This window comes from Vallitalea longa, from assembly GCF_027923465.1.
GTDB classification, from domain to species: domain Bacteria; phylum Bacillota; class Clostridia; order Lachnospirales; family Vallitaleaceae; genus Vallitalea; species Vallitalea longa.
Map to the genome: position 1 here is coordinate 190062 of NZ_BRLB01000005.1, position 14379 is coordinate 204440.

At 30.6% G+C, this 14379-nt stretch carries 9 protein-coding genes; 7 read left to right on the forward strand and 2 right to left on the reverse strand.

The genetic code is table 11. The features are described 5' to 3' along the window. Nucleotides 1-294: 294 nt before the first annotated feature. The 7 genes from QMG30_RS11315 (at nucleotide 295) to QMG30_RS11345 (ending at nucleotide 12395) form a co-directional block, all read left to right on the forward strand. Nucleotides 295-1218 (forward strand): ABC transporter permease, encoded by a 924-nt coding sequence (locus tag QMG30_RS11315; protein ID WP_281815435.1) that lies wholly within the window; start codon nucleotides 295-297, stop codon nucleotides 1216-1218. A gap of 13 nt (nucleotides 1219-1231) precedes the next feature. Continuing rightward, nucleotides 1232-2110 (forward strand): carbohydrate ABC transporter permease, encoded by an 879-nt coding sequence (locus tag QMG30_RS11320; protein ID WP_281815437.1) that lies wholly within the window; start codon nucleotides 1232-1234, stop codon nucleotides 2108-2110. Between the two features lie 64 nt (nucleotides 2111-2174). Beyond that, on the forward strand, nucleotides 2175-3776 hold the full coding sequence (locus QMG30_RS11325; RefSeq protein WP_281815439.1) for an extracellular solute-binding protein: 1602 nt from the start codon (nucleotides 2175-2177) through the stop codon (nucleotides 3774-3776). A gap of 131 nt (nucleotides 3777-3907) precedes the next feature. Then, a complete protein-coding gene (locus QMG30_RS11330) occupies nucleotides 3908-7036 on the forward strand; it encodes a discoidin domain-containing protein (protein ID WP_281815440.1) in 3129 nt (1042 codons plus the stop codon). Nucleotides 7037-7106: 70 nt separating this feature from the next. Continuing rightward, complete coding sequence (locus QMG30_RS11335; protein ID WP_281815441.1) at nucleotides 7107-8840, forward strand: glycoside hydrolase family 99-like domain-containing protein; 1734 nt, start codon at nucleotides 7107-7109, stop codon at nucleotides 8838-8840. 78 nt (nucleotides 8841-8918) lie between these two features. Continuing rightward, nucleotides 8919-10697, forward strand: a complete 1779-nt coding sequence (gene uidA, locus QMG30_RS11340) for a beta-glucuronidase (protein WP_281815442.1) — start codon at nucleotides 8919-8921, stop codon at nucleotides 10695-10697. Nucleotides 10698-10772: 75 nt separating this feature from the next. After that, nucleotides 10773-12395 (forward strand): amidohydrolase, encoded by a 1623-nt coding sequence (locus QMG30_RS11345; protein WP_281815443.1) that lies wholly within the window; start codon nucleotides 10773-10775, stop codon nucleotides 12393-12395. Between the two features lie 234 nt (nucleotides 12396-12629). On the opposite strand, the gene QMG30_RS11350 is transcribed toward QMG30_RS11345, so the two are convergent. Both QMG30_RS11350 and pyrB read right to left on the reverse strand, forming a co-directional pair. Continuing rightward, nucleotides 12630-13052, reverse strand: a complete 423-nt coding sequence (locus tag QMG30_RS11350; protein ID WP_281815444.1) for an aspartate carbamoyltransferase regulatory subunit — start codon at nucleotides 13050-13052, stop codon at nucleotides 12630-12632. After that, a complete protein-coding gene (gene pyrB / locus QMG30_RS11355) occupies nucleotides 13046-13969 on the reverse strand; it encodes an aspartate carbamoyltransferase (protein ID WP_281815445.1) in 924 nt (307 codons plus the stop codon). The genes QMG30_RS11350 and pyrB overlap by 7 nt, the downstream gene beginning before the upstream one ends. Nucleotides 13970-14379 lie beyond the last annotated feature (410 nt).

Consider the following 14379-nt stretch of genomic DNA (forward strand, 5'->3'; position numbering starts at 1 on the left):
AATTATAAAGACCAACCCTTATCCAAAAAAGATAAGGGTTGGTCTTTGTTAAAAACATACAAAATGTGACAAAATAAATTGACTTTATTATACATAAAAACAATCATTTAATATAATGCATTATGCTGATTTAAAATAATGCACTATAGTTTTGAAAATAATGCATTGATTTTAATAATGTTACTCTTTACCGTAAGAACAATTATTGATAACGTAATATGTGTCAACTAGTTGTGCGAAGAGGGAAATATCTTAAGCCTACAATATAAAAAATAATAGAAGGAGTTGTTAATATTGAGAAGTAATAAAAATAAATGTTCTGTATTAAAGAAAGCAAAAAAACAAAAGTATTTATTATTATTGCTATTACCTGGTTTGATATACTATATAATTTTTAGATATGTCCCTATGTATGGAGTATTAATAGCATTTAAAAAATATGATTTCAGATTTGGAATATGGGGAAGCCAATGGGTTGGATTGAAATATTTCCAACAGTTCATTTTCGGTCCTTATTTCTGGAGGTTAATAAAGAATACGTTCCTATTAAGTTTTTATGATTTGATTTTCGGATTCCCTATACCTATCATATTTGCATTATTGTTAAATGAAATAAAAAGTAAAAAATTCAAGAGTACAGTCCAGACAGTAAGTTATCTGCCACACTTTATTTCAGTGGTTATAGTAGTTGGATTATTAAAAACAATGCTTTCTCCTAATGGAGGAGTTGTTAACAATATCATTGAATTTTTTGGCGGCCAAGAAATCAACTTTTTTATGGAAAAAGGATGGTTCAGAAATCTATATGTATCATCTGGTATATGGCAGGGATTTGGATGGGGCTCAATCATATATCTAGCGACTATGGCAGGTATTAATCCCCAGCTCTATGAAGCAGCAAAAATGGATGGGGCAGGTAGATTCAGATGTATGTGGCATGTTACATTACCAGGTATTAAGCCGACAATTGTCGTCTTATTGATTCTTAGGCTTGGAAGACTTTTGAGTGTAGGATTTGAAAAAGTCATTCTAATGTATAATCCTAAAATTTACGAAACTGCTGATATCATTTCTACATATGTATATAGATACGGAATTCTAAAAGCTAATTATAGTTTTGGTACTGCTGTTGGGTTAATGAATTCATTGATAGCATTAGTATTGATTATAGTCACAAATAAATTTAGCCGTAAAATATCAGATACTAGCTTATGGTAAGGGGTGTAAATAAATGATAAAAGATAAGAGTTTCGGTTCAAAAACATTTGATGTCGTTAACACAATATTGATGATAATAATTTTAATTATTACGTTATATCCACTATTATACGTGTTGGCAATCTCATTAAGTTCAACAGAATATGTACAAGCGAATCTAGTAACGATAATACCAAAAGGATTTAATTTACAAGCCTACCATCAGGTTTTTGCAGATAAATATTTCTGGGTTGCATATAAAAACACTATTCTATATACAGTAGTTGGAACTGTGATTAATCTACTATTAACCAGTTCATTTGCTTTCTGTTTATCTAGAAAAGATTTGATAGCTAAAAATACAATTACGATATTGGTTATTTTCACAATGTTTTTTAGCGGTGGTTTAATTCCTAATTTCTTACTTGTGAAAAATTTAGGTATTTATAATAGTATTTGGGCCATTGTATTACCTGGAGCTATAAATACTTACAATATGATCATTACAAGAACTTATATGCAAGGATTACCTGAAGAAATTTTTGAATCAGTTAGGATAGATGGAGGAAATGATTTACAGATATACAGTAAGATCGTACTTCCTTTATCAAAACCTGTTTTGGCAACGATAGGTTTATTCTATGCAGTAGGACATTGGAACGCTTATTTCTATCCAATGATCTATATGAAAGATAAAGTAAAATATCCGTTACAGGTAATATTGAAGGATATGATTGTAGAACAAGATTTTTCTGGTATGGAAGAAATGGAAGCATTGGGGCAGATACCACCAACGAGTGATATGCTAGTTGGTGCATCCATCATAGTTGCGTTGATTCCAATATTATGCGTATATCCTTTTGTTCAGAAGTATTTTGTAAAAGGTGTAATGATAGGGTCACTAAAAGGTTAAAGCTTATAATAGTTCTTAAATAGGACATTATAATATAAAAAAAATAACTAGGAGGTTTTTGCACATGAAAATGATAAGAAAAATGATTACAATGATTTTAGTAGTTGTGATAGTAGGTTCTTTATTTGTTGGGTGTGGTAAAAAAGGAAAATCAACAAATGCTACTGCTGATAAAGGAAAACAAACACAAAACACAGACGAAGAAAACGGAAAGCAACCTATTGATATTGAATTTATGTTACTTAATAATAAAAACAATGCAGGTGAGGATTTTATTATTAATAATATTATGAAAGATAAATTTAATATAAATATCAAATTCAATTGTAATACTAAAGATGCTCATATGGAAAAATTACAATTATTGGTTGCTTCGGATAAGCTTCCAGATATAATATCACCTGTACCTGGAGATCTAGGAAAAGAAATCGGAGCTAAAGGTGCTCTAATAGCACTTGATGAGCATTTTGATGCAATGCCTAATTTTGAAAAAAAAGTTAAACAAGATCCTAATATATATGCCTCTTTATTAGCTAGTGATGGTCATATTTACAATTTACCTAGATTCTCTGAAAAAATACAATTCAAGAGTGTACCTATAATCAGAAAAGATTTAGTTGAAGAAGTCAATATGGAGATTCCAAAAGATTTTGATCAATTACATACTGTATTAAAAGCCATCAAAGAAAAACATCCAGACATGGTGGGTATGGTTAACAGAAATAAAATGAATTTTTTATGGGCTTACGGTGTACATTATAATACAAATCAAAGTGTTTTCTATGACATAAATAAAGAAAAATGGACATATGGACCATTAAATGAGGGATTCAAAGAGTTAGTTGAAGATTTTAACGGATTTTGGGAAGATGGATTAATGGATCAAGAATTCTTCACTGCTTCAAGACAACAATGGGAAGAAAAATTATTAGATGAAACTGGGGTATTTACAATAGATTATGCATCAAGAGCAAGAACAGAAACAGAGGCTTACAGAAAATTACATCCTGACAACCAAGATTTTCAATTATCAGCAATTATGCCTTTAACTACTAATTATTATGAAAAACCAAGATTGAATATAGCTGAAACTGTGGGAATTTGGACATCTTTTGGAGTAGGAGCCCATACAAAACATTTGGATAGGGTATTAGAAATGATTGATTATATGTATTCAGATGAGGCAGCCACATTAATACAATGGGGTGAAGAAGGTAAACACTATATTGTTGATAATGATATGAAACAATATGTGAAAGAAATTAAAGCACCTTATAATCCAGAAGGTACTATTGATGGAGAAAACGATTTGGGCTTAAATCATAATCGTCTTATGCGTATAGAAAAAGATGATGGTTATGAAGAATTTATTGATGGATATACAGATATGTTAGAGAAATATAAAGAAGAAGTAGAGATGTTTGAAAATAATTATAGAATTAATTTAACTTTTACTGAAGAGGAACTTGAAGAAAAAGCTGAAATCGAAACTAATCTATTGACTTATGTAGAAGAAACTTCATTAAAATTCATAACAGGAGAAACTTCCATGTCAGACTATGATAAATTTGTTGAATATTTAGAAGGACATGGCGGTAATCGTTTAGAAGAGATATATGCTACTGCTTATGACAGATATAATGAAAAAGTTAGTAATTTAAAATAAGTACTAGACAGTTTTTTAAAATAACTTGGATTGACTATAATTAAGGTCAATTCAAGTTATATTGTAGAATCTAGGGAAATATTGTATTATTATTACTTAAAAAGATTAATTAGAAAATGGAGGCAGTTTATATGAATAAAGCTAAGAGAACTATTATATATTTTCTATTTATTGTTTTATCGGTTGGAGTAATATCATTTCGCATAAATCTAGAAATTCATGCATCAGAAGAGAATGAAGCAGTTCCAAATTGTTTAAATAATATTGATGATAAGAAAACTACAATAGCAAGTGAAACTTTGTCCAATAATCCTTCGAGTAATGATAATACTACTTCTCATACAATTAAAAAAGTATATGCCGATTATCATGGTCCAAGGTATACAAGGGAACATGATGGAAATCTAGGTAATTGGAAGTTTGTTGGAGATGCTAAAAAAAGCAGTGCTAGTAAACATTATTTTGCATTTAATGGTGATATCATTGATGAAAATGGAAAAAATCAGATAGCTTCAACTGCTTATCCTATTGTAGGGATGCAGTCACAATTAGACAAGGATTACATAGAATATCAAATATTACTGGCCAAAATAGCACATATTGACGGATTCTTTGTAGAATGGGGGTTCCCAGGACATGGATCGGATGAACAATTGAAAGTTATGCAAGAAATTGCACAAAAATATGATTTTGAAGTTGGAGTCAATTGGTGTGATGCATGGCATATGAATGAATGGATAAAGAGAGTAAGACCTGATATAAAAACAGATGAAGATAAAATTGAAGCGGCAAAAGACAGTTTACAATATTTGTTGGATGAAGTTTATAATAAACCAACAGGTGCTTTATTTGAAAGTCATCCAATTATTTATGTATTTGGTGGTGGTTTCGATAATGAACAACTTGATGAGATAATAAGTTCGGTTGATACACCTGACAGTATTTTACAACCTTGGTACTTTAGAAGAGCATCAATGTCATCAAAACTAATAGGTGATACTGTAGAGTATAGATATAATGCTACAAAGTGGAATAATGTAATTAATGGTCCTTTTGGGTGGATACCAAATAGAATAAGAGATGCACAAGAATCAGGTTTTGATGAATTTGATCTATTTGCGACTAAAGAAGATACTATAGAATATCTAAAAGCTCTAAAAGATGCATTCATAGAAAATGATAATATCATTTTGAGAAATAGTGTCGTAACACCTTCTATGGATAATAGAGGATGCGCAGGTTGGGGAACAGAATTAAAAATGATTGATAGAGCTGATGGACAAGTCTATGAAGAAATGTGGAATTATAATGTAACAAACAGAGATTATATAGATACTGTCTATATCGCTTCATGGAATGATTATACCGAAGGTCATCAAATAGAACCTACAGTAGAAGATGGATATAGAGAAATAATGATAACAGAGAAATATGCAGCACAGTTAAAACAGATTACATCGGATGTTACTGGTGTAGATCTACCAGAAAAAATATTTAAATTAAGGAAAAGAGTAAGAAAATTACATAAGATAGGGTTTGATATAGATTCGTTGATGGATCAATTAGATGATGTTGCGATAGAAATAAGTTCTAAAGAATACAATGATGCTAAGGTATCATTAGGAAATATTGAAGTTGAAGTAAGTAAGCTAGAAAGATTGATTAAAACAGAAGAACATTCATTAAAAATACCATCAGATGATATAACAATTTCGATTCCTAGTGATAAAAATGTAGCTTATGGTAAAGAAATCAATACTAATAATGATAGTTCAGATATTGAATACATTGTAGATGGCGTTACGTCAAATAATCATGCATGGAGGGCTATTAATTCATCTGAGCCTATCTGGGTTGAAATAAATTTAGGGGATACATATAACTTAACTAATACTACGATTGCTACTGGAATAGACGATAGCAGTATATTAAGAAATTTTAAATTGCAGTATTTTATCAATGGTGAATGGATAAATATACCTAGCATTGAAATAGTTGATAATGATATGGCTAGTCTTAGTATTTATTTTGAATCATCAGTTACTACTGATCGTGTCAGAATATGGATAGACGAATCCCCAGATACATCAATCATAATACGAGAAATTAAATTGTTTTCTAATGAGTTCCCTAGTGTTGAGATAATCAATCCTAAACAAAATGAAGAATATGATTATGGTCAAAATATAAGAGTTACTGTAAAAGCTAATGATATAGATGGTCGGATAGAAAGAATTGATATAGTTGATAATGAAATTATTTTAGGGACAATGTGGAAAGGAAACGATGATACTTTTACTTATGAGATTGCCCAGATTTCAGGTAAACAACATAACTTAAAAGCAATAGCATATGATGATGAAGGGGCAAAAACAGAATCAAATACAGTAGTTATTTATCCACCTATGGAGAATATAGCTCTAAACAGACTTGTTAAAGCTAATGCCTCATTAAAAAATTATGGTCCTGAAAAAGCGGTTGATGGAATTATATCTTTAGATTCTAGGTGGAAAACACCAGGAAATATAGATGAACATTGGCTAGAAATAGATTTAGACGAAGAAAGTGAAATCGTAAAAGCAGAATTATATATGGGTGATGATAAAGGTTGGGCAGTTCGTGATTTCGAACTTCAATATTGGGATGGAATGAATTGGAATACAATGCCTAATACAAAATTTACTAATAATAAAATAAAAGATATGGAATTTGAATTCGAAACACCTATCAAAACTGATAAAGTAAGATTTTATTCTAATGAACAAAAGGGACGAGGAGTAAGAATCAAAGAAATAAAACTCTTAGCCTATAAAAATGATTCAACAGATTCTACAATAAATAAACATAATGTTGAAGATAGTAATAAAGATGATGTAAATGATGGTTTGGAAAGTCATGTTGATGAAGAAAGCAATGATTATGATGTGGTAAATGGTGCTTTCATGACATTTAGTGAACAACTATGTGATAAGTTACGTGATAACTATTACGAAGGATACTTGATATTCGAGTATTATGATGACGATAAAAAAAGCATAAAAGTTTTTTCTGCTACAGATAGAACTAGTGATTTAGGAGATTTTACATATGTTTGCAGTATCTCTAAGACAGGAACAGGTATGTGGAAACAGGCAAAAATAAGGTTATACAAAGAAAATATCAAGTTAGATCATTCTGCAGAAAATGATTCGGATTTAGTTTTCAGAGGGAATGGAAAAGTTAGAAATATATCGTTGGATTTCAACATTTATAGTAAATAATATTAGAATGATTTTTATCAAAATGATGTAATATCAGATAGTGATAAGATTAATGAAGGAGTTGATGATTATGGATAAGAATAATAAAAAAGTCTATGCCGATTATCATGGACCAAGATGTACTAGGATTGTTGATGGTGAATTAGGACATTGGAAGTTTTCAGGTACTGCCAAAAAAAGCAAAGTAAAAAATAGAACAGTTAACTATAACGGAGATTTAATATTAGAGAATGGGTTAAATGATGTTGCAGCAATGTCCTATCCTATTACTGGTATACAATCTCAAAATGATCCACATTATATAGAGTACCAAATTTTACTTGCTAAAGCTGCTCATATAGATGGTTTTTTTGTAGAATGGGGGTTCAAAGAACATAGAAGCAATAAAGAATTATTAGGTATAATGGAAATTGCTAAGAAGTATGATTTCGAGATAGGTATAAATTGGTGTGATGCATGGCATTTTTATGATTGGATAGAAGAATTTCATACCATAAATGATAGACAAGATAAGGTAAATCTATTTAAAGAATCTCTTCAATATTTATTAGATAATGTATTCAGTAAAAAAACAGGTGTAACATTTAATGGACATCCAATAATCTTCATGTTCGGTGGAGGTCCTACTGTTGAAGAATTTAAAAACATATTGAGTGAAGAATATAAAATTCCACAAGGGTTGAAAGATCCTTGGTTTTTCACTAGAGCACCCATCAATGGTCAGGTTACAGAAAACAAGGTTAATTATGAATTAACACATACGAAATGGCTAGACATAATGCAGGGAGTTTTCGGATGGATGCCAACTAGAGTCAGAAAAGGAGAAGGTACCAAGTATGATAACTGGGATAGATACGCAGTGGTAGAAGATACAGTAGATTATTTAGATACCTTGAACTTAGGACAAGATAAGTACGAAGATTCTTTTAAAATAAAAATAAGCAGTGCAGCACCAGGTATGGACAATAGAGCCTGTGCATCATGGGATAAGCATGATTTGTCTCACATACCTAGAGATAATGGTAGAACTTACGAAGAAATGTGGAAATACAATGCAGTCAATAAAAGTGATATAGATATTGTATATATTGTTTCATGGAATGATTATACGGAAAGGCATCAAATAGAGCCTACAATTATAGATGGATATAGAGAATTGTTGACTACTGAAAAATATGCTGCAGATTTTAAGGGTATTAATCAGAACACCGACGGCATGGGTTTACCTTTTAAACTTTTTGACCTTAGAAAAAAAGTAGATCTTTTGAACAAAGTTGGGTTAGAAACAATTTGTTATGAATCTATTTTAGATGAAATAGGAATAATGGTCTCAAAAGGAAGCTATGTAGAGGCAAAGCTTGAGATTGAGGGGATAATATCACTATTAGATAATGTCTTGCAACAAATAACAATAGATTATCTGGAAGTGAACTTACCAAATGAAAATATCATCAGTTATTCTGATGAAGGGGGACTCTATCTGAAATTTAAAGAAGGTATAGCTAAGAGATTAAGAGATAATTACTATAGGGGCTATATTTCTTTTGAGTATTTTGATAATGACAATGATAGTTTCTTAATAAAAGGCACAACCAATAAAGAAAAAAGTGATAATTATTCAATAATAGCTGATATCAAAAAGAATGGAACAAATATGTGGGAAAAGGGTAAAGTGCAGATTTTTAAAGAAAATATTATATTCAATCATAGGTTGAACGGGGATTACGATATTTTATTTGATAATAATGTTAAAGTTAAAAATATTACGTTCCATTTTTCTATTTATGGAAATAGTAGATTTTAGTTGTCAAGATTAAGTTAGAGTCAATAGTCGTACATAAAATAATAAGAAAATTTCATAATTAAGATAAAGGAGGACATCATGCTTTATCCAGTAGAAAGTTATTCAAGAGAAGTTAAAGATCTATCAGGTATCTGGAATTTTAAGTTAGACAAAAATAATAAAGGAAGAGAAGAAAAGTGGTATTTTGAAGATTTGCAAGAGACTATTTTAATGCCAGTACCATCTAGTTATAATGATATTACACAGAACAAGGAAATTAAAGACCATATTGGTGATGTTTGGTATGAAAGAAAAGTTATCATACCTAAATCATGGCACAATCAGAGGATTATACTAAGAGTGGGAAGTGCTACTCATTATGGTATTGTATGGGTTAATGGTAAAAAAGTTGCAGAGCATAAAGGTGGTTATTTACCATTCGAGGCGGAAATAAATGAATATATCGAGTATGGAAGAGAGAATCGAATTACCATTTGTGTCAATAACGTATTGGACTGGACTACCCTTCCTCCAGGAGAAGTTGTTGAGATGAAAGAGAATCATAGATATCCTAATGGACATAAAGTTCAGAAATATTTTCATGATTTTTATAATTATGCAGGTTTACATAGACCAATCAAGATATATACAACGCCTAAAATATTCATTAAAGAAGTAGACATAGATACAGATATAGAAAATAATGATGGAATTATAGATTATGATATTGTATGTAATGATGAACTAGTACACATAAAAGTATCTATATTTGATAAAGACAATAAACTAGTAGGAATGAATTTAGGGTTACAAGGCAATGTTAAAATTCCTGATGCTATTTTATGGAAACCTGGACATGGATATCTATATAAGATGGTCATACATATTATTCTTAATAATGAAATAGTAGATGAATATTGCCTTAATGTGGGTATTAGAACAGTATGTATTAGAGATGGGAAATTCCTTATAAATAATGAGCCTATGTATTTTAGAGGTTTCGGTAAACATGAAGATATGGATATTAAAGGTAAAGGGTTAGATAATTCCATTATCATAAAAGATTTCAATCTTATGAATTGGATAGGTGCTAATTCATTTAGAACTTCACATTATCCATATGCCGAAGAAGTATTACAAGTAGCAGATAAGTTAGGTATTATGGTTATTGACGAATCTCCTGCAGTAGGAATGACTTTTTTCAATGAAGACAGAAAAGTCTTTGTGGATGAAAGAATCAATGATGTCACACTAGAGCATCATTTGAATGTTATGGACGAATTGATCAACAGAGATAAAAATCATCCTTCAGTTGTTATGTGGAGTGTGGCTAATGAACCTTCTTCATGGGAAGATGGAGCTGTGCCATATTTCACTAAAGTAGCCGCAAGAACAAGAGAGTTAGATGATTCTAGACCAATGACAATGGTTAACTATGCATTCCCTTATGGTGAAAAGGCGTGCAAAGTAGCAGGATTATTTGATGTGATTTGTTTGAATAAGTATTATTCTTGGTACGAAGACTGTGGGCAGTTGGATTTAATAGAATATCAACTGGAAAATGAATTACAAGCTTGGCACGACAAGTTTGATTTGCCTATCATCATGACTGAGTATGGAGCCGATACTATTCAGGGTCTACATTCAGATCCTCCTGAAATGTTTACTGAAGAGTATCAATGTGAGATGTTGAAATCTTTTCATAGAGTCTTTGATAGATTAGATTATGTTATTGGGGAGCAAATATGGAATTTTGCTGATTTTGCTACGAAACAAGGAACTACAAGAATAATGGGAAATAGAAAAGGTATTTTCACAAGGCAAAGACAACCAAAAGTAGCAGCACATATGATGAAAAAACGCTGGCATACCTTTTAATTTTATCCAAAAACAATTATACTTATAATATATAATTATCTGTTATATATAAAGTATAATTTAAGGGGAGATAAAATGGATATAATCTTATATAATGGTAAAGTAGTGACAATGGATGATGACAAACTTAATGCTACAGGGGTATGCATAAAAGGTAATAAAATATATGAAGTAGGAAATGATACACAGGTATTAGAACATAAAAAAGAAAGTACCATATTGATAGATCTAAAAGGAAGATCTCTTTTACCAGGTTTTAATGATAGTCATATGCACCTTATCAATTTTGCTTATACAAATAGTATGGTCAAATTATCTAAACTGACTTCTGTAGATGCCATAATAAGTAAAGCGAAAGAGTATATTGGTTATGGATATTTTTGTAATGGATGGATTATGGGGAGAGGTTGGAATCAAAATAATTTCCATATTCCCAAAATGCTTGATAGATTTGATCTTGATAGAATAAGTGTGGATAAACCTGTTTGTTTTATCAGGGCATGTGGACATGTTTTAGTAACTAATTCATATGCTTTGAAATTGTTAGGTATAACAAGTGATACTCCACAGATTGAAGGAGGACATTTTGATCTAGACGACAATAATGATCCAACGGGTGTTTTCAGAGAAAATGCAATGAACATGGTCTATAATAAGATGCCTTCACCGACAAAAGAAGAGATAAAAGATATGATTTTCAATGCTTGTGAAATAGCATTGAGTGAAGGAATTACATCAATCCAAACTGATGATTTAGATAACTTTCCAGACAATGATTATGAAAAGATCATACAGGCCTACAAAGAATTAAGAAATGAAGAAAAACTACCTGTAAGAATCTATGAACAGTGCCTTCTAGGGGACGTAAACATTTTAGAAGAATTTCTTGAAAAGGGATATAAAACAGGCATTGGTGATGATTTCTTCAAAATAGGACCGTTAAAAATACTGGCAGATGGTTCTCTAGGGGCTAGAACTGCTTACTTATCTGAACCATATGAAGATGATAAAACAACTTGTGGTATTGGTAAATTAACTCAATGTCAATTAGACGCATTAATTGATAAGGCTCATAAAAATGATATGCAAATTGCCATACACTGTATTGGTGACCAAATCATGAACATGGCTTTTAGCAGTATTAAGAAAGCTCTCAATAATTATCCAAGAAAAGACCATAGACATGGTATTGTACATAGCCAGATTACTACGAAACAATTACTTGATGATTTTAGAGATTCAGAAGTCATTGCATACATACAACCTATATTCTTAGATGGAGACATAAACATAGTAGAAAAAAGAATAGGTAAAGATAGAGCAAAATATAGTTATAATTTCAAGAAATTGATTAATATGGGCATTCATACTCCTTATGGTTCAGATTGTCCAGTAGAACCTTTTAATGTATTGCATGGAATATATTGTGCGGTTACAAGAAAAACTCTGGAAGGTTTTCCAAAAGACGGATGGCTACCAGAACAGAAAGTGACTCTTCAAGAAGCTTTAAGTGCTTTTACTAGAGAAGGGGCATATGCTTCTTTTGATGAGAATTTAAAGGGTATCATTAAAGAAGGAATGTTAGCTGATTTAGTAGTTCTTGATAAGGATATATTAATTATAGATCATGATAATATAAAAGATATAAAAGTTGATTTAACAATAGTCAATGGAAATATTGGCTATGAAAGAGATTAATAGCTAAGAATAGAATATGAAGTTGTTAAGAAATATATATGAGTTTAATATATAGTTAATACAATAGTACTGGTAAGCTGATAAACGGTAATAACATATTGAATATCATTATATGGATAAAATGATTCATGTTGATTAAAAGCTTTGCGGGATAAAATACAGTATCATATATTTTATTCTGCAAAGCCTATAGTTAAGTATTTAATTGGATTGTTTCATTCAAATATGAAAGTATTATAGAGAAGTTCTCGTATCACAATACTCACATTTATATTCTTTCTTTTCTGCATTTACTAAAGTGAAAGTGATTTCTTCATTTTTCTCTATGGTTGTCACACATCTGGGATTTTTACATTTCAATATGCCAACAACTTTTTTCGGTAGGGATAATTTTATTTTATCAACAATCTTTTCATCATCAATTATAGTTATTGTCAAGCCTGGATCGATTAATCCAAGGACGTCAAGATTAATATCGATTACGTTATCTATCTTAATCAAATCTTTTTTACCTAACTTATTGGAAGGTGCATTTTTAATAAGGGCTGTTGTACAATCTGCTTCATCTAGTTTTAGTTCTTTAAATATTTTATAGCCCGATCCTGCTTTTATATGGTCTATGACGATACCTTTTTTTATACCATTTATTTTTAACATATTATATCCCCTCCTAGAAGTTTTAGTATCAATGCCATTCTAACGTACATACCGTATTTGGCTTGATTGAAATAAACTGCCCTCTTATCATTATCTATTTCTGGGCTTATTTCATCTACTCTTGGTAATGGGTGAAGAATTATCATATCATCCTTCGCATTATTTAATTTATCATGGTCTAATTTATAGTATCCCTTAAGTCTAAGGTATTCTTCTTCGTTGAAGAACCTTTCTTTTTGGATACGAGTCATATATAGAATATCAAGTTCAGGGATAGCTTCCTCAAGATTAGAAGTTTGATAGAATTCATGATTAGTTAATTCTTCAGTAATGTACGATGGTATTTTGAGTTCTGGTGGAGCGATAAAGACGAATTTAATATTTTCATATCGACTTAGGGCTTTAACTAATGAATGAACAGTTCTTCCAAACTTCAAATCGCCACAAAGTCCGATTACATTATTGGAGAAACTTTTTTTATAGGATCGAATTGTAAGTAAATCTGTTAATGTTTGAGTTGGATGTTGATGACCACCGTCACCTGCATTGATTACTGGAATATCAGAATATTTAGAAGCGAGTTTTGGAGCTCCTTCTTTTGGATGTCTCATAACAGCAATATCAGCATAACAGCCTACGACTCTTATGGTATCAGAAATACTTTCTCCTTTTGATACTGATGAAGATGAAGCTTCTGAAAAACCGAATACTTGACCTCCAAGTCTTAACATGGCTGCCTCGAAACTAAATCTTGTTCTTGTAGATGGTTCATAGAATAGAGTGGCTAATAATTTCCCTTTGCAAGCGTCTAAATATTTATTAGGGTCTTGAATGATGTCATCTGCTAGAGTGAATATCTCTTCTAATTCATTGACTGTAAAATCACTGGGTTCAATTAAATGTTTACCTTTTAACATGGTAGTTCCTCCTTTTTAGCATCACGGTACTAGATTAAAGGTTATTAAGTACAAACAAGATATCTAGTTAAGGATAGTTTTTGCAAAATACCTTTGAATATTAGGCATAAAAAAACTTCCATCATTGGAAGGTATAAGTTATTTTAATATTACAATAGGTTATATGCTAGCATAACCCTATCATATCACTATTAATCACGTTATATATTACCTTCCTAGCCTCTCTTGGACTAAGTTAAAGATACTTGTCAATGAATAGATTAACATTTACTAATATATAAGTCAAGTGGAAAATATTAAAAATTTATTAATTAGTGTTTACATTTTTTACCACATATGTTAATATAATGTTATATAATTTATAAATTATAGTCTGAACTTGTTACTAACATATCTAATTAATTGAAAAA

Excerpts from the sequence above, each read along its gene's own strand:
- QMG30_RS11320 (WP_281815437.1), top strand. The coding sequence starts at position 1,232 with ATGATAAAAGATAAGAGTTTCGGTTCAAAAACATTTGATGTCGTTAAC.
- QMG30_RS11325 (WP_281815439.1), top strand. The coding sequence starts at position 2,175 with ATGAAAATGATAAGAAAAATGATTACAATGATTTTAGTAGTTGTGATA.
- QMG30_RS11330 (WP_281815440.1), top strand. The coding sequence starts at position 3,908 with ATGAATAAAGCTAAGAGAACTATTATATATTTTCTATTTATTGTTTTA.
- QMG30_RS11335 (WP_281815441.1), top strand. The coding sequence starts at position 7,107 with ATGGATAAGAATAATAAAAAAGTCTATGCCGATTATCATGGACCAAGA.
- uidA (WP_281815442.1), top strand. The coding sequence starts at position 8,919 with ATGCTTTATCCAGTAGAAAGTTATTCAAGAGAAGTTAAAGATCTATCA.
- QMG30_RS11345 (WP_281815443.1), top strand. The coding sequence starts at position 10,773 with ATGGATATAATCTTATATAATGGTAAAGTAGTGACAATGGATGATGAC.
- QMG30_RS11350 (WP_281815444.1), bottom strand. The coding sequence starts at position 13,052 with ATGTTAAAAATAAATGGTATAAAAAAAGGTATCGTCATAGACCATATA.
- pyrB (WP_281815445.1), bottom strand. The coding sequence starts at position 13,969 with ATGTTAAAAGGTAAACATTTAATTGAACCCAGTGATTTTACAGTCAAT.